Annotated in this window: 13 protein-coding genes; 7 read left to right on the top strand and 6 right to left on the bottom strand. The window is 59.8% G+C overall.

Annotated features, from left to right (window positions below; translation table 11 throughout):
• Positions 1-196 precede the first annotated feature (196 nt).
• Positions 197-1,006, top strand: a complete 810-nt coding sequence (locus BFN10_RS29735) for a hypothetical protein (protein ID WP_231999488.1) — start codon at positions 197-199, stop codon at positions 1,004-1,006.
• A gap of 655 nt (positions 1,007-1,661) precedes the next feature.
• The gene (locus tag BFN10_RS10940; RefSeq protein WP_231999489.1) at positions 1,662-2,591 is read left to right on the top strand and encodes a hypothetical protein; all 930 of its coding nucleotides are present in this window, start codon (positions 1,662-1,664) and stop codon (positions 2,589-2,591) included.
• A gap of 58 nt (positions 2,592-2,649) precedes the next feature.
• Here BFN10_RS10940 and BFN10_RS10935 read toward each other — a convergent pair whose 3' ends face one another.
• The gene (locus tag BFN10_RS10935) at positions 2,650-3,801 is read right to left on the bottom strand and encodes an MFS transporter (RefSeq protein ID WP_071489699.1); all 1,152 of its coding nucleotides are present in this window, start codon (positions 3,799-3,801) and stop codon (positions 2,650-2,652) included.
• 354 nt (positions 3,802-4,155) lie between these two features.
• Between BFN10_RS10935 and BFN10_RS10930 the strand changes: the two genes are divergently transcribed.
• From BFN10_RS10930 to BFN10_RS10910, 5 genes are all read left to right on the top strand, one after another.
• Positions 4,156-5,142, top strand: a complete 987-nt coding sequence (locus BFN10_RS10930; protein WP_071489698.1) for a diaminopimelate epimerase — start codon at positions 4,156-4,158, stop codon at positions 5,140-5,142.
• Between the two features lie 306 nt (positions 5,143-5,448).
• Positions 5,449-7,464 (top strand): type VI secretion system Vgr family protein, encoded by a 2,016-nt coding sequence (locus BFN10_RS10925; RefSeq protein ID WP_071489697.1) that lies wholly within the window; start codon positions 5,449-5,451, stop codon positions 7,462-7,464.
• Positions 7,464-8,300 carry a DUF4123 domain-containing protein gene (locus BFN10_RS10920; protein WP_071489696.1) on the top strand — a complete coding sequence of 279 codons (837 nt, stop codon included), beginning with the start codon at positions 7,464-7,466 and terminating at the stop codon, positions 8,298-8,300. Before BFN10_RS10925 ends, BFN10_RS10920 begins: the two co-directional genes overlap by 1 nt.
• The gene (locus BFN10_RS29730) at positions 8,293-9,072 is read left to right on the top strand and encodes a hypothetical protein (RefSeq protein WP_083351563.1); all 780 of its coding nucleotides are present in this window, start codon (positions 8,293-8,295) and stop codon (positions 9,070-9,072) included. The genes BFN10_RS10920 and BFN10_RS29730 overlap by 8 nt, the downstream gene beginning before the upstream one ends.
• A gap of 14 nt (positions 9,073-9,086) precedes the next feature.
• The gene (locus BFN10_RS10910; protein ID WP_071489694.1) at positions 9,087-11,237 is read left to right on the top strand and encodes a lipase family protein; all 2,151 of its coding nucleotides are present in this window, start codon (positions 9,087-9,089) and stop codon (positions 11,235-11,237) included.
• Positions 11,238-11,246: 9 nt separating this feature from the next.
• Here BFN10_RS10910 and codA read toward each other — a convergent pair whose 3' ends face one another.
• The 5 genes from codA to queD form a co-directional block, all read right to left on the bottom strand.
• Positions 11,247-12,482 carry a cytosine deaminase gene (gene codA / locus BFN10_RS10905; RefSeq protein WP_071489693.1) on the bottom strand — a complete coding sequence of 412 codons (1,236 nt, stop codon included), beginning with the start codon at positions 12,480-12,482 and terminating at the stop codon, positions 11,247-11,249.
• A gap of 27 nt (positions 12,483-12,509) precedes the next feature.
• Positions 12,510-13,715 (bottom strand): PucR family transcriptional regulator, encoded by a 1,206-nt coding sequence (locus BFN10_RS10900; protein WP_071489692.1) that lies wholly within the window; start codon positions 13,713-13,715, stop codon positions 12,510-12,512.
• On the bottom strand, positions 13,712-14,980 hold the full coding sequence (gene codB, locus BFN10_RS10895; protein ID WP_071489691.1) for a cytosine permease: 1,269 nt from the start codon (positions 14,978-14,980) through the stop codon (positions 13,712-13,714). The genes BFN10_RS10900 and codB overlap by 4 nt, the downstream gene beginning before the upstream one ends.
• Positions 14,981-15,171: 191 nt before the next feature.
• The gene (locus tag BFN10_RS10890; protein ID WP_071489690.1) at positions 15,172-15,795 is read right to left on the bottom strand and encodes an NUDIX hydrolase; all 624 of its coding nucleotides are present in this window, start codon (positions 15,793-15,795) and stop codon (positions 15,172-15,174) included.
• A 96-nt stretch (positions 15,796-15,891) separates the two neighbouring features.
• Positions 15,892-16,248 carry a 6-carboxytetrahydropterin synthase QueD gene (gene queD, locus BFN10_RS10885; protein ID WP_003190259.1) on the bottom strand — a complete coding sequence of 119 codons (357 nt, stop codon included), beginning with the start codon at positions 16,246-16,248 and terminating at the stop codon, positions 15,892-15,894.
• Between the last annotated feature and the right edge of the window lie 82 nt (positions 16,249-16,330).

The following is a 16,330-nucleotide window of genomic DNA, read 5'->3' as shown; positions in this document are numbered from 1 at the left end:
GGGGTTTGTTTTTCATGCCTTCAAATGTTCCTCCTACCAGGTTTCTGGAAACTTTCAGCCTTCTCAGGAACCGGCTCCCACAGTTCTGCCACACAGGATAGGCCTGCGTGCGCTGGTTTCCTTGACGACTAATAGAGCCCAAGGACGCTGGAGCAGTGATGTCAGGCGCCTGAATAGACCGAACTGGAGAACAGGAATGTCGGTATCGCCATACAATCACAGCGTCGCCCCTAACCTTGATAATGCCTCTCCGGGGGAAGAAACGCGCAGCAGCGAACGGTCTGCCATCACATCAAGGGCCCTGGTCTCGGCAGGGATCCATTTCGCCTCGCAGTCCAGTCATTGCGGCCCGGTATTCGGTGGCCCGCCGCCGCGCCCACTCCCCGAGAATGTGCGCCCGAACCCAGGCCCACCTCCACGTCCGAACCCTGCGTTGCCGGACCCTTATCTTTCAAAGCAAAGCAACGAGCAATTGGCCCAGGCGCTTTTGAACAGCTATGACGCGTTCAGGGGCCGCTGGCCTTCGCGCTCTGTCACGCGAAAGAGTGTGCAGAAAATGGCCAATCAACCGTTGACCGGTGATCCTGCCAAAGACGCGAATATTCGGTTGGCGAAGGAACTGCTGCGACGTCCTGGGCTGCTGCAAGCGCTCGATCGAAATGGCAGCACCGGTGAACTGAACGGTCGTTTGTCCAAGGACGACATCAAGAGCTTCATTCAGTCCGATAATCCATTGAAATCGAAGGACGATAAGCAACTCGTCCAGGAAATGCTCAACCATTTCAATGAGTTGAAAGGAGGGTATTTCAGTAGCACGATCAAGCTCAGGGACCTTCACGCCCGCGCGATGCAACCATTGACCGGTAACTCCCGCAACGACCATCTCACCCTCCTGGCACGGGAAGTCATGGCGCGCTCGAACCTGATGGCGACTATGGACAACGTTGAAAGCTGGCGGCGCGATGGCAAGATTTCTCGACAGGAACTGAACGCATTGCTTCGTTAGACCTGAGGCTGCCCTCTGCTGCACCGCGCAGCAGAGGTTGGTGAGCGCTCGGCGCAGCCCATACAATCCAGTCATGCAAGAGCTGTATGCGAGTGTGTATCACAAAGAAGATATCCATCGGTCATTGCCTGCCGATGGAGCCTTCATCATACCGGACCGGATCTGGACTATGAATTCGACATCTTTTGAATCCCGTCATGCTCAGTACAAAATCTCGACGTTGGCCGCACCTGCGCAGGAGGCGGAAAACCCGAGAGAACCTCTGGGACTCTATCTCACATCCTCGCCCCGGTTCAGCTTCAAGGCGCCCACCGCGGAAGATTTTGACAAAGGCTCTCGAGCCCTCATGGAAGAGTCGACCCCCGGTTCGGTTATTTCAATGTTTTCCAGTCTTTGGAACAAGTTGGTCCGCCGCTAGGCCTTGCAGTTTCACATCGACACAATTTTTTAGGGCATGGAGGCTCGACAAGGTGAACTGGTTACAAACGCTCAAGATTCATTCGGGTATATGCGGCGTTTTGGACGGCGGTCTTCGGAACCATCGTTTTCTCGGAGCCACTCAACCAGAGCTTGTGCCACGTTGATTTCAAGGTGTTTTCGAGGATCAGTCGACCAAGGCACGGGTTACGTAATCTAGATAGGGTGGAGGTTAATCATGGTCGGTAGTGTCAATAACTATTTGCAGTCGATAGTGTCAAGTACACTGAATACTTCTTCGGCAGGCGCGGGGCGGCGCACGGGCAACGGTCAGGCTCGCGATGCAATCGATACGCGTGCGCTGGGCAAGCCGCTGCCGGCGGCGCCGTCATTCGGCGCCAGTTTTTTGAATGGCGCCTCAAGGCACTTTGACGGTCAGAATTTGTATGGCGGCATGACGAAGGCCGGCAACCCCTTTGTCAGTTCAGACGACCACCTGTTGGCGACGGACCTGAAGAACAACCTGTCATTACTGGACGCGTTCAAGAAAGATGGTCAGTTGACCCAGGCTTCCTTGCTGGAGATAGCTAAAGAGGAACCCAGCAGCAGTAAGGTCTCGGAGCGCACCATCATGTTGGCGCGAGAGATACTCAACCGTCCTCGGCTGAACGAAGCTATCTTGGAAAAGGGCGGTAAGATCACGCATGACAGCCTCGGCAAAGCCGCCGACTTGCAGGTTGGCAACACCAACCCCAACACCCAAAGCGCGGACCCGTTCCATGCGAAGACCGATGCGCAGGTCGTCCAGATTTTCAGGGGCATGTTTGACGATTTACGCGACAAGTCGGAAGACCGGACGTTCTTCTTCGAAAAACATCGCTACGTGAAAAAAGACACGATCATCGAAATGAGCAAGGACCCAGACCAAACCGATAAGAACGGTGAGCCTTTACGAGATGCGCGTACTGGGTTTCCTTTAAAGAAATACAGCGAGCAACAGGTATACCTTGCCAAGAATCTTATGGAGAGGCCAGGGTTGATGGCCTCTCTAGACAGTTCCAAAGCCAATGGTCACAACATTTTCGGCAGCCATAACGACGATGGATGGTTGAAAAACTACAGCCTTGATCGCTGGCTGAAAAACGACAAGGAAGAAAAAGGGCGATAGGCCCTGCAGGCGAGCATGAGCGGTTTGAAATACTCAAACGGCCCATGCCGCTTCGCTCTCATACCCGCAGTATTTTCCCACTGATTGCCACCACCGCCAGCAACATACCGACCAACAGGAAGGCGGTTGCCAGGCTGCTGCCGTGGGCGATGAAGCCGATCACGGCCGGCCCGGCCAATATCCCGGCATAGCCCAGGGTAGTGATGGCCGGTACGGCAATATGTTCTGGCATGACAGTCTGTTTACCGACGGCTGTGTACAGCACCGGAACAATATTGGAGCAACCGGCGCCTATCAATGTGTAACCCAGCAAGGCCATTTCCCAGGCGGGGGATAGGGTAGCCAGGAATGTGCCGGCGGCCGCAAGTGCACCGCCGCCCACAATCACCCGGGTAGCACCCAGCCGGCGCACGATGGAATCTCCGGTCAATCGTCCGACCGTCATGGTCAGGGCAAAGGCTGCGTAACCCAGACCTGCATAGGCTTCATCGAGGCCGCGCTCGGCACTGAGAAACACCGCGCTCCAGTCAAGTACCGCACCTTCTGCCAGGAACACGATAAAGCACAGGCAACCGATGAACAGCACCACACCGTGAGGTACGGCAAACGCCGGGCCCGAACTCTCACTGCCGTAAGGCAGCAGATGCGGCGCGGCCTTGAGCAGTGCTGCCAATGTGATGACAATCACCACCAGGGTCGCCTGCAACGGCGACAGGCCCAGCCCGAGCAGACCCGAGACACCCGCTGCACCGACGATCCCTCCCAGGCTGAACAGCCCATGAAAGCCCGACATCATGGTTTTGCCGCTGGCGCGTTCAACGATCACCGCCTGCAAGTTGACCGTGGAATCCACCGTGCCCAGGCCGGCACCGAACAGGAACAACCCAGCCATCAGCAGCGGAATCGAACTGACCGTCGCCAGCAGCGGCAATGCCAGGCAGATCATGATCGTCCCGGCGCTCAGTACGCGTCGGCAGCCGAAACGTGAGGCCAAGGCACCCGCGGCGGGCATGGCGATGATCGAACCGACCCCCAGGCACAGCAGCAACAGCCCCAGCGTGCCCTCGCTCAGACCGGCGCGAGCCTTGGCATACGGTACCAGCGGCGCCCAGGCCGCGATGCCGAAGCCGGCAATGAAGAAGGCGATACGGGTCGACATTTGCTCCAGCCGCCCGGGAACCACGGGCGCTGAGGTGGGGATGGCAGTCATGAAAAGTCCTTGGTTTTGCGTTCAACGAACGATGTCCGGCGCGACATCCTTGCACATCAGGCCTTGGTGTGCGAGCCGGGTTCCGTTGGGATTCGAGCTGCCTTGAATTTTATTTTTACAAGCTGGAACGCCAGGGCGGGTTGCAGCCACATAAGTCGTATCGAGTTTGTAGGAGGCGGTCTGGAAGGTGTGTAATCCCTGCGGGAACGATTGAACCCCAGGGTTCTCGCGGTGGATTACCACCTTCCAGGCCGCTTCTGAAACTGCGTCAGGCGGGTGGTGTGCAACGGCGGGATCCCACACAATCGAGCAACTCCTTTTTTGCGATCAGCGCATACCTCGGTGGATGACCTCATGACTCTGTTCTACGACGCTCGCGGCAATATCTATGGTGTGGTCAGCCCGGCTTCATTGAGCAGCAAGGGCATTAATGTACCCGAGAGCGCTGAGTGTGCCGCGCGCACTCGTGGTGCCTGGGCAGCGTCGGCCGTCGCCTCGGAATGCAGTTGGGGCTTGTTGCCGCGTCCGGTCGATGGCAAGGCCCACCGTTGTGATGGTCTGCTGGTGGGGCCGTTTCAGGACGAGCCGCCGTTCGACCTGTTGATCGTTAACACCGACGGCACTCTGGCCGAGCGCAGCGGCAATGGGTTGACGATTTTCGCCCAGGCCCTCACCGACCGGGGCTTGATGACCGAAGCCTGCGAGTTACGGGTGCATCACGACAAATCGGATGCGGTCTCGCCAGTCGCCACTCGGGTGGAGCCAGCCGTTCGTGACGACGTCGCAGGGTTCTGGCTTGACCTCGGAGTGCCCGCCTTCGGACCTGCGGCGGTGGGCGCGCAGGGGGTTGGCCAGGTGTTTCAGGAGGGCACTGAACTGAGCCATGTCACCGAGCTGGCGGCGATCAGTCCACAGTGGGCTGCCAGTCAATTCGTGCGGGTGGGCAACCCCCATTGTGTGACGCTGGTCCAGCAGCTCTCGACGTTGCCGGACAACGCACAGATGCTGCTGCCAAACCTGTTCCAGCCCTTGAAGGCGATCGCCTTCGCGCCCCCTGCGGGCGGTGGCCTGCCTTGTGAGGCGGGGGTCAACTTGCAATGGGCGGCGCGCCAGCCTGGCAACCGGGTCATAGCGCGGGTGTTCGAGCGCGGTGAGGGGCCGACCGCGTCTTCCGGCACCAGTGCCAGCGCCGTCGCCTGCGCGGCATGGCGTGCGGGCTGGGTCGAGAGCGGTGATGTCGCGGTGGTGATGCCGGGTGGCGTTGCGCCGGTACGCTTGCACACCCAGGGCGAGACGCTGTTCGGCGTCAGTCTGTTCGGGACCGCACGGCTGCAGGCCTGAGGTTTTTTAACGGCCGACGCTGTGATTCAGTGTCGGCTGTTTCTTTGTCAGTTAGTTGTTATTAAGAAGGTTGATGTAGGGCATTTCTTATTGTTAAGAAGTGGCGCATTGACTCGTTTTATTATTTTGTAAAAGACACTTCCAACTTCTTTGTACGAATCTTCTTTTTTATTTTAAAACAGCCGATTTTCGCCCGTAATCGCTAAGCTTTGAGGCGTTCAGGGGCTTTTTCTCGGCAGTTTATTCGCACACTTAACGAGGCAAAGCATTCCTGCGTGCTCATTCATTTATGGCGGGTAACAACGGATGGTTAACGCGTTTGTTTCGTCACGTTTCAAACTGATTCTTCCCTGCATGGAAACGGACTTTCAGGTGCTGGCATTCAACGGCCGCGAGCGCCTTGACCAGCCTTTTTTCATCCAGGTGCAGGTGGTGAGTGAAAATCCTTCCCTTGACCTCGAGAGGTTGCTCCATCAACCCGCCTACCTGGATTTCGGAATGGGCGAAGGGCTGCATGGTCAGGTTTACGCAATCGGCCGGGACGACCCTGGCCGGCGCATCACGCTCTACCACCTGACCCTGGCACCGCGCCTGGCCTACCTTGCACACCGGCGCGACCAGCGGATCTTCCAGCAACGCAGCGTGCCGCAGATTATCGCGGCGGTGCTTGAGCGGCATGGCATCCTGGCGGACGCCCATGCATTCGAGCTTGGTCCCGTGGTGTATCCGCCACGCACGTTCTGTGTGCAGTATGCGGAGAGCGACCTGCACTTCATCCAGCGGCTGTGTGAAGAGGAGGGCATTCATTACCATTTCCGTCACAGCGCGGATGCCCATCTGCTGGTGTTCGGTGATGACCAGACGGTGTTTCGCCGTTTGCCCCAGCAACGCTATTGCCCTGCTGGCGGGCCGCAAGCCGCTACGCAGGTCGTCCAGCGTTTTGATGTGCGCCTGGCCACGCGCACCCAGAAGACGGTGCGTCGCGATCATGACTTCGAACAACCTTCATTGCTGCTGCAGGACTGCGCCGGCTCGGCTCCGGCGCAACCTCTCGAGGACTATCGTTACCCAGCGGGATTCACGGGTCATGCCCGGGGCAAGCGCTTGGCGCGGCGGGGCTTGGAGCGTCACCAGCGCGACCGTCTTCGCGCATTGGGCCGCAGTGATCAACCGGCGCTGCGCAGCGGGCATTTCCTTGACTTGCGCGATCACCCCGATCCGTCCTGCAATGACTTGTGGCTGATCACCTCGGTGCGTCACGAAGGTCATCAGCCGCAGGTGCTGGAGGAGGCGACGCCCACGACTGATGGCTTCCAGGGGTATCGCAATCGCTTCACCGCGACGCCTTGGCAAGCGGTGCATCGACCGCCCCTCAAACATTCCAAGCCGACCATCCATGGCAGCCAGACCGCAACGGTGACCGGGCCGCCGGGGGAAGACGTGCATTGTGACGCCTATGGCCGGGTAAAGGTGCGCTTCCACTGGGACCGCCTGGACAAGGCGGATGATAAAAGCAGTTGCTGGGTTCGGGTTGCATCCGGATGGGCCGGTGACGGGTTCGGTACAACGATGATCCCGCGTGTGGGCATGGAAGTGCTGGTGACCTTCCTTGAAGGGGACCCGGACCAGCCGTTGATCAACGGTTGCCTGCCCAACGCGTCGCACCGGCCGGCCTACCCCTTGCCGCAGCACAAGACCCGCAGCGTCTTGCGCACCCGCAGTACGCAGGGGGGCGAGGGCGCCAACGAGTTGTACCTGGAGGATCGTCGTGGCGAGGAGCTCATTTACCTTCGTGCACAGCGGGACCTGGAGCAGCAGGTCGGCCATGACAGTCGGTTGGAAGTGGCGGGGGAGCGACGGGAAGTCATTCATGGATTGAGTACGGCTCACCTGGCCAGCGAGGAGCATCGTCACATCACCGGCGATCGCAGGATCGTGCTCAAGGCGAGCGACTACCTCGATGTACAAGGTGACAGCCGGACCCATGTGGGGCAGACCCTGATCCTGGAGGCCGGGCAGCAGTTTCATCTCAAGTCCGGTGCCAGCCTGGTGATCGACGCCGGGGCGCAACTGAGCCTCAAGGCGGGGGGCGAGCATCTGGTCATCCAGGCCGGCGGCATCTTCAGCAGTCGCCCCGTTACCCTGGGTGGAGCGCCGTCCGTCACCCTGGCGGCGAATGCCTCGGCGGCGATCGACACACCCAGGATCTCCCTGGTGCAAGGCAGCCTCATGAACCTGGCCAAGCAATTGGGGGCCGATTACTGCCCGGTGTGCGAGCGCTGCCGTGAAGGACGGTGTGAACTGCCAGGGAGGGCCGCTTGATGCCAAGCATGCCAGGCCAGTGGATGGACCAACAGCAACAGCGGGGACGGCGACTGTGCTTGATCCTTGAAGGGCAGAGCGACGCGCGCGCACCGCTGCTGGAGGTACGCGACTTGCCGGCGTACCGCAGTGTTTACGCCGAGACTGCCGTAGCGGAGTTGGCGGCAGAAGGCCCATTGATTGTGCTGCTGGGCCCGCTGAACGAGCACGCTTTGCTTGGCCTATTGCAGCAACCCGAGACGAACTGGGGCTGGCTGGGCAGTTTACCCGGCGAAGACCTGACGGCAGTGACTCGACACTGGCGTGACAGGCTGCTGGTGGGCCCTGAAGGCGCTCAATCGCTGTACCGCTTCCACGACAACCGTACCCTGGCGCGTGCCCTGGCCCATCTGGGCCAGGACCGCTGGCCGGCATTTCTCGGGCCATTGATCAGCGTGTGCTATTGGCACGAAAACCGCTGGCACACGGCTGACAACCAGGCCCCCGGCGAGTATCCGGTGCCGGATCCCGCGCCCTGGCTGGATGCGCCCAACCCAAACGCAGCGGCCATCCTGCACGCCAATATCCTGCGTTACCTGTTGACCGAACACAGTGAGGACCTGGCGACATTGGTGGAATTCCAGGACCCGCGAACCTGGCTGGCACAGGTACTGGAGCAGGCGCGTGCCTGGCAGTGGCAGGGGCCGGAGCAGCTTGAGTTTCTGGTGGTGCGAAGACTGGAAGAGGCGACTCGGAGCAGTGTTTTGCAGTGGCAGCCCAGGGTCGGTGAAGCGCCTGGGGAGCACTTTGAGCGAGTAGTGGAACAGTGGCGATTGATGGGGGGAAAGCATGAGTAGGCGAAGGTGGGCGGGGGTGATGGTGCTGGGGGTACTCGGGCTGACGGGGTGTGGGGGCAAGCCTGTGGATCGATTTACGTTGGAGGTGGATTTGCCGGCGCAATTCCGCTTCATCGGTGGCGCCAATTACGGTCCAGCGACGGGGGAAACCTGCACGTTGCCCAGGCGTCGAGGCAAGAGGCCCGAGAGAAAGATCTTTATTGCGCATTACAAACCGGTGGCTGAACGCGTGAGTTTTGAACTGCCGCTGACTGAAGTCATTGAAGGGTGCCCTACGGTTTTGCGGAGTGTGGATTTCAGAACTTATGCAAAGTGGGGGCCTCGAGATTCAGACGTTGGAGGAGATAATTCAAGCTTTTCAGTGCGAGATTATTCGGATCCTGATGTACCGGGGATGCCAGAGACGGGAGTTCAGGAACTACACCGACAATGTCAGTGGATGTTTCGGACTGCGGGCCCACAGCACGCAATCATTAAGGTCCTTACATGCAGCGCTTTTGGGGGGGCGAGTCAGCCGAAAGAACAACGAGCAGGCGTAGTTGTGCAAAGGGATCAGTTACCTGGGAAGACTCTCAGGCTGGTTCTGACATTGACTGATGATGAGGAACCCTATTTTGACGATAGCTGGGTGGTCGTTCCCGGTGGATGGCGGCGTTGCAAAGGTAAAAACCATGAGGACCTGTATGCGTTTTGCAACGGCAATACTAGCGACTTTAAACCTATAAAAATGCCGGATGGCCGCATCTGTGATGTCTACCCATCGTGCAAGTAGCAGGGAGCAAGTTCATGAAGATGGATGCAAGGAAGCAAGCTTTTTTCAGTGATATCAAGCCGGCCTGTGCATTGCGCGGGCATTGGGTAAGCTTTTGTCTGGTCGATGAACTCGGTGTTGGTGGGGCGTACGGTGGATTGCCTTACACAATCCACGATAGCGCAGGGCAAGAGTACAAGGGCAGGCTGAACGGTGAGGGCTTTGCCAAGCTATCCAATATTTACTGCGGACCTGTGGTCCTTGTTTTTGACGAGCCTTACTCGGGAGTTGAGCAACCGTATAAGTATCTAAGGGGGCGCAGCGCTTACAAACTTCCTATTACCGAGCTTCAACGACGGGCTGAACAGACTAGATTTGCGGCCTATGATGGTCGCCGTACCGAAGGTAATCCTGCTCAACAAAAAGCCAGCCATTTTTATCAAGTTGAGGTTCGCGATTTAGTCCGCCACGCCGCCCATTTACCCCCGATTGAACAGAGAGCTCATCAACCTCGACGGCATGCGTTAAAAATGTTGGCCGACCTTGGATTTGGGCCACCCGAAACAACCTTGGCAGGGATCGTGCTATTCCCCAACAGCCATACTGCTCTTGAGGTTAGACCGCTGCGGGCTTTGCGCCCGATGCTTTCAACCGAAGACAGCTTCTGTGCCTTGAACCTGTATCAGCTAGCGTTGATGGCCACCTTGAGTTACTGCAATTTCGGCCAGGAGCCACCTCAACAGCCTCAAGAGGAGGTTCATTTTCCACTCGACCCCAGCGTCGGTCATTTTTTTGCTGAGAAACTTTCGGGTTATCACGAGGCCTGGCGAGTCGATTCGGAGGAACAGCAACGTTTCTATCCGATCTACGAAGAGGTCCCGTATTCCCGACGCTTCGAGATTTTGCCTTTCGATCCTGTGTTGTATCCAAAAAATCGACCGGACTTGGGTGATAAGCAGGAGCACCCAGCGAGTTTGCATTTTTTTGATGATGAAGCGTTTGGTACTGATACGCAGGCATTTATCAGTCATCACGATGAGGTGATCCTGATTGCTGTGCGAGGTACCGCCAGCGCCGCCGATGGACTACGGGATGCAAACGCCCATCAGGTGGCTTTTGCCGAGGGTGTCGGCAAGGCACACGAGGGCTTCTATCAGGCTTACCGGGCGATGCGTGATTTCGTGCTGCACTACCTCACTCAGTTTCATATAGGGCAACGAATCGTCATCTGCGGACACAGCCTGGGCGGCGCGATTGCGTTGTTATTGGCAGAAGGGCTACGTCGTATTCCTGATCAAAACTACAACATCCTCCTCTACACCTACGGCGCCCCCCGCGCCGCCGATTCCGAATTCACCGCAGGTGCCTCAACCCTGGTCCACCACCGCATCGTCAACCACAACGACCCCGTCCCCAGCGTCCCGGCCCCATGGATGAACACCACCGCCAAGCTCTGGGTCCCAGGTGCCGTCACGCTGTTCAGCGCCCCCGCGCCGGGTGGGTTGCTGTTCGCCGCCGGCCTGGTACGTTTCGGTGGCAACCCCTACGAGCACCATGGCGAACAATACCATTTCATGCCAATCACGCTCGCGGACGGCACGCATTCTTCGGTGTTGTGGCAACCCGGTTGTGAGTCCATCCAGGAGGCCGGCTGCAACCGGGCGCTGCAACTCAGCGGTGACATGCCTGAACGTGACAACCTGCTCAAGCAGCTGTTCCAGGCCAGCCAGCACTTCATGACCGCCAGCTACATTCCGGCCGCCTGGGCAACACTCCGGCGCTGGCAGCAAACCCAGGAAAGCAATGGGCCCTTGGTAACGCCGAGGGAATTCGAATTGCTCGACCGTGCACTCGAGAGCATGCGCGAGCAATTGCGCAACAAGCGTAGGGAGTTGACCCGTCTAAAGGCGGCCAACGACCGGGGCTATGAGCATAACGAAGCCTTGAACGCCGAAATCGACCGTTTGCACAGCAGTCGCGAGCGCCTTGCGACCCTGCGTTGGCGCCGTCTTGAAGCCCGTGATGTCTATGGCAGTCATGCCCATGGTGCCCACTTGGCAACGAGCCTCAAGCGCTGGTTCAGCCACCGTGAAAATCGCGAGCTGTCGCAGGTCGCCCGTATCCCTCCCGCCCTGGATAACGACAGGGGGAGGGCACATACGCTGGATATCGACTCGATCGTCTGACCGAGGTGTTTACGCAAACTCTACCTGGGCTGGCCGGCGTGTCATCAACACTTTGCCGTTGCGGATCGAGTACAGCGGCAGGCCCTGGCTGCGGATCACCTCGTAGTCGCTGTCCGCCGAGAGGATCAACAGGTTGGCCGGGCGTCCCTGCTCCAGACCGTAGCGGTCACCCAGGGCCATGGCTTTGGCGCTGTTGTCGGTGACCAGGTCGAGGGCGCTTTGCAGGTTGCGATAGCCGAGCATGTGGCAGATGTGCAAACCGGCTTCGAGTACCCGCAGGATGTTGCCGTTGCCCAGTGGGTACCAGGGATCGACGATGGAGTCTTGGCCGAAGCACACATTCATGCCGGCCTCGAGCAGTTCGTTGACCCGGGTGACGCCACGGCGTTTTGGGAAGCTGTCGAAGCGACCTTGCAGGTGAATGCTCTCGGTGGGGCAGGAAACGAAGCTGATACCGGAATGTCCCAGCAGGCGAAAGAGCTTGGCGCAGTAGGCGTTGTCGTAGGAGCCCATGGCGGTGGTGTGGCTGGCAGTGACGCGGGCGCCCATGTCGCGGCTGCGGGCCTCTTCGGCCAGTACTTCGAGAAAGCGCGAATGTGGGTCGTCGGTTTCGTCGCAGTGCACATCCACCAGGCAGCCGGTGCGTTCGGCCAGGTCCATCAGGAACTTCACCGAGCTCACGCCCTGGTCGCGGGTGTATTCAAAGTGCGGGATGCCGCCGATCACATCGGCGCCCAGGCGGATGGCCTCTTCCATCAGTTCGCGGCCATTGCGGTACGACTCGATGCCTTCCTGGGGGAACGCGACGATCTGCAGGTCTATCAGGTGTGTGCTTTCCTCGCGTACTTCCAGCATGGCCTTGAGCGCGGTAAGGTCCGGGTCAGTGACGTCGACGTGGGTGCGTACATGCTGGATACCGTGGGCAGCCAGGGCCTGGATAGTCTTTTTGGCGCGGGTCTTGGTGTCTTCCTGGGTGATGGTGGCCTTGCGTTCGCCCCAGCACTCGATGCCTTCGAACAGGGTGCCGCTCATGTTCCAGCGTGGTTCGCCGGCGGTCAGCGTGGCGTCAAGGTGGATATGCGGTTCGACAAAGGGCGGGATCACCAGGTTGCCGGCGGCGTCCAGGTCCCCCGCGCCCAGGTGCGGTACTGTCGATTGCGCGGTGATACTGGCGATCCGGCCATGTTCCAGGTGCAGATCATGCAGGCCTTCACGGTTGCGCAGGCGGGCGTTGATGATGTGCATGGGCAAGTTCCTCTTGGCTAAAAACAATCAGGCAGACAGTCGCCAGATCATCAGCGCAATGCCGATGTCCAGGCGATCATATGAATTATCCAGCGTCAGCCCGCACAAGGCTTCGATGCGCTGGACACGGTGTGTCAGGGTGTTGCGGTGCACGGCGAGCCGCTGGGCGGCGGCCACCAGGTTACCATTCTCGTGAAACCAGGCTTCCAGGGTCGGCATCAGGTTGGGGCCATGCTGCGCGTCGTGGCGCAGCAAGGGGCCGAGGCGTTCATGGAGGAATTGATCGAGCAGGGCGCGATCACGCACGCCACTGAGTAACTTGAGTACGCCCAATTCGTCGTACACGCACAGACCGGCGCGCTCGCTGAAACGCCGCGCAGCCGCCAGTGCCTGGCGTGCTTCATCCTGCGCCTGGGCCAGGCGTGCCGGTGGATGCGCGGCGGCGCTGAGGCCGATAAACAATTTGAGCGGCGCCAGTCGCAGATTCAACGGGTTGAGCCAGTTGGCCAGGTGCTGGCGGTTGACCAAGGCGGCGACGGCGTCCGAGGCCGGCAGCAGCAGCGTCCATTGGCCGGCCCGCCCAAGTACCGGCAACCCCGCCGACACCTGGCGCAAGCGCCGGTTGATGGCGTCATGTTGCCGCGCCAGTTGTACCTCGACCGCCGCCGCGTCGCCTTGGGCAAACAGCAACTCACTGCCTTCCAACTGCAGTTGCACCACCTGCCAATGCCCGGCCAACGACAGACCCAACTGTCCGCCACGGTGCAGCAGCAAATCCAGGGACTGATAATCGCCCGTCAGCAAACGCTCCAGCACATCGTCCCGCGAGCGACCCAACTGCTCGGACTGGATCAGCGCCGAACCAATGGCCTGGGTCACCAGCACCATTTTCAGCGAGTAGGGCTGTTCGATCAGCGGCATGCCGGCGGCTTCGGCAGCCTCCAGCAAACGCTGGGGGATCGCCTGGATGTACGCCGGCCCCGTGAGGATCACCAACCCGGCCACCTGACGCTCGCAGGCTTCCTCCAGCAGTTGCATCAAGTTGCCTTCGTCGCGCGGGTGGTTGATCCCGGTGACGAATACCAGCTCGCCGCCCAATACCCACTCGGCAATCCCGCTGTTTTCCGCCACGTAGGGCCAGCGCACGCCGTTCTCCAGGCCGGCCGTGCCGGCGCGCAGGCGCATGGATTCCAGGCCCGGCAGGGCCAGCACATCGGCGATGGTCAGGCTCATGCCTGGGCGTCAACCAAGGGTGCCCGCACGCGCAGCACGGCGGTGAGCGCGATGTAGGTCAGCGACGCGGCCACGATACCCACCAACGGCGCGACCCAGGGCGAGTTGAACGCCAGCACCGTGCCCACCGCGTAGGCCACCAGCCCTGGCCAGTTGAACGCTGGCAGGCGTGCGTCGGCCAGGCGTGGATAGTGGCCGCGATAGCGGTAGAAGAAGTCCGCCATGATCACCCCGCCAATCGGTGGGATCACCGTGCCCAGCAGAATCAGGTACGGCACCAGCATGTCGTACATGCCCAGCAACGCCAGCAGGGTGCCGATCACCGCACCGGCCAGGGTTACGGTCTTGCGGCGTTTGGTGCGCAGCAGATTGCAGCCGGCCACGGCGAAGTTGTAGATGGTGTTGTCCTGGGTGCTCCAGATATTGAGCAGCAACATGGCCATTGCCGCCATGGCAAAGCCTTGCAGCAGCAACACTTCGACCACGTCCGGTTGCTGATAGACGATGGCGCCGTAGGCACCGATCAGCACCATCAAGCCGTTGCCGATAAAAAAACCGATCAGGCTGGCCAGCACCGCCACCTTGGCCGAGCGCGAAAAGCGTGTCCAGTTGGTGGCCTGGGTCGCACCGCTGACAAAGGTGCCGAACACCAGGGTGATTGCCGTGGACAAGTCCAACTCACCGGTGGGCACCACCGCGAGCAGCCCATCCAGCCCGCCGACCTTTACCGTGGCTACCCACATCGACAGAAACAGCAGGATGCCCATGGCCGGCACCGCGATGTAGGACAGAATCTCCAGCCCGCGATAACCAATGTAGGCCGTGGCACAGAACACCAGGCCAAATACCACCATCAACGCCAGCACGCTGCCCTGGCTGAGTTCGAAATACTTGCCCAGCACCACTGCGGCGGTGGCCGTGCCCCAGGCGTACCAGCCGATCTGGGTGAAGCCGAGGATCAAATCGCTGAGCTTGCTGCCCACTTCGCCAAAGCAGAAACGCCCCATCAACACCGAGTTCAGCCCGCTCTTGAACGCGATGTAACCCAGGCCTGCGGCGTAGATGCCCAACAGCAGGTTACCCAGGGCCACGACGCCGAGCATGTCGGTGAAACTGAACGCCACTCCTAGCTTGCCGCCGGCAAACATGGTCGCGGTAAAAAACGTAAAGCCCAACAGCACCATGGCGGTCGACGCCAGGCCTTTGCGCGCATGCATCGGGACTTCGCTAAGGGGGTAATCGTTGCCCGGTTCTTGCTGCGTCATGTGCCTTGCTCCCTGAATGAGTGACGCAGGCCTATTGCACCGTGCGTGCCAAGGCGGCAGCAGTGGCGAGCGCACGATGGGCGCTGTGCACCGTGCACAGTATTTATAGCCAAACAGGGGGCAAATGCCTCGAGAAACGGTCGCAGTGCCCAATCGGGCACGAAAGCGGTGCAGCAGTGATACAAATTGGATCAGTCGAACAGCGTGTGGGTGGTCTCGCCACGATGGAAGGCGAACGCTGCCTCCAGATCACTTTCGATGGTGCGCCCGCGGGACAGCGGCGGCAGCTCGTCCAGGCGGAAAAAACCCACCTCGGTGGTCTCGAAGCCTGCCATCGGTGCCGACTGATCCACGGGTTCGCACAGGAAATACAGCTTGTAGAAATCCCGTACGTCCGGCCGATACAAGCCCTTGGCCTTGTGCGTGACGCTGTACAACGCCCGGGCCGTCACCGTCAGCCCGGCTTCCTCGCGAATTTCCTTGACGATGTTTTCCGCCGCCGACAAGCCGATATCGGCGTAACCGCCTGGTAACGCCCAGCAGCCATCGGTCAATTCGCGCACCAGCAGAATCCGGTCACCCTCAATCACCGCGCCGCGCACGTCGATCATCGGCGTCGAGTAACGCTGGGCGAAGTCGCTGACCAAGCCGGTGATACGCTCCAGGGGCACATTGCCCAGTTGCGCAAGCATGCTGTGGGCAATCTCGGCAATTTCCTCCAGGCGTTCACGCTCGAAATCATCGGTGCAGAAGTGCAGGCCCGTGGAGGCCAATGCCTGCAAGCGTTTGGCCTGGGCCAGCCAGGTGTTTTCCATACATTCCTCATCGGTGTGCGAAAGGCGGGCAGATCGAAGGGTGCAATACCAGGCACAAAAAAACCACCGCGAGGGTGGCTTTTTCCTACCGGAGGCTTATTCGCCGCGATAGATGCAACCGCTGGTGCAGGTCTCGTGGATACGAATCGCACTGAGCTCAGGCAGCAGGGGTTTCAACTCATTCCAGATCCACTTGGCCAGCACTTCGCTGGTGGGATTTTCCAGGCCGGGGATGTCATTGAGGTAGTTGTGGTCGAGGCGTTCGTAGAGCGGCTTGAAAATCGCCTTGATCTCCGAGAAGTCGCGAATCCAGCCGGTATGGGGATCCAGGTCGCCGCTCAGGTGGATCGCCACCTTGAACGAATGCCCATGCAGGCGCCCGCATTTGTGGCCTTCCGGTACGTGGGGCAGGCGGTGGGCGGATTCGAATGTAAACTCTTTGAAGATTTCCACGGTATTTTCAGCTCGGTCAGGTATCTGGCAGCCGGCGAGTTTAACAGCTTGATCCCTCGCCGCGCATACCGTCCCTCTGTAC

The organism is Pseudomonas extremorientalis, from assembly GCF_001870465.1.
GTDB classification, from domain to species: Bacteria; Pseudomonadota; Gammaproteobacteria; order Pseudomonadales; family Pseudomonadaceae; genus Aquipseudomonas; species Aquipseudomonas extremorientalis.
This window is presented reverse-complemented; position numbering and strand designations above follow the sequence as displayed.

Coding starts and splice junctions, on each gene's coding strand:
- BFN10_RS29735 (WP_231999488.1), top strand. CDS start 197: ATGTCGGTATCGCCATACAATCACAGCGTCGCCCCTAACCTTGATAAT.
- BFN10_RS10940 (WP_231999489.1), top strand. CDS start 1,662: ATGGTCGGTAGTGTCAATAACTATTTGCAGTCGATAGTGTCAAGTACA.
- BFN10_RS10935 (WP_071489699.1), bottom strand. CDS start 3,801: ATGACTGCCATCCCCACCTCAGCGCCCGTGGTTCCCGGGCGGCTGGAG.
- BFN10_RS10930 (WP_071489698.1), top strand. CDS start 4,156: ATGACTCTGTTCTACGACGCTCGCGGCAATATCTATGGTGTGGTCAGC.
- BFN10_RS10925 (WP_071489697.1), top strand. CDS start 5,449: ATGGTTAACGCGTTTGTTTCGTCACGTTTCAAACTGATTCTTCCCTGC.
- BFN10_RS10920 (WP_071489696.1), top strand. CDS start 7,464: ATGCCAAGCATGCCAGGCCAGTGGATGGACCAACAGCAACAGCGGGGA.
- BFN10_RS29730 (WP_083351563.1), top strand. CDS start 8,293: ATGAGTAGGCGAAGGTGGGCGGGGGTGATGGTGCTGGGGGTACTCGGG.
- BFN10_RS10910 (WP_071489694.1), top strand. CDS start 9,087: ATGAAGATGGATGCAAGGAAGCAAGCTTTTTTCAGTGATATCAAGCCG.
- codA (WP_071489693.1), bottom strand. CDS start 12,482: ATGCACATCATCAACGCCCGCCTGCGCAACCGTGAAGGCCTGCATGAT.
- BFN10_RS10900 (WP_071489692.1), bottom strand. CDS start 13,715: ATGAGCCTGACCATCGCCGATGTGCTGGCCCTGCCGGGCCTGGAATCC.
- codB (WP_071489691.1), bottom strand. CDS start 14,980: ATGACGCAGCAAGAACCGGGCAACGATTACCCCCTTAGCGAAGTCCCG.
- BFN10_RS10890 (WP_071489690.1), bottom strand. CDS start 15,795: ATGGAAAACACCTGGCTGGCCCAGGCCAAACGCTTGCAGGCATTGGCC.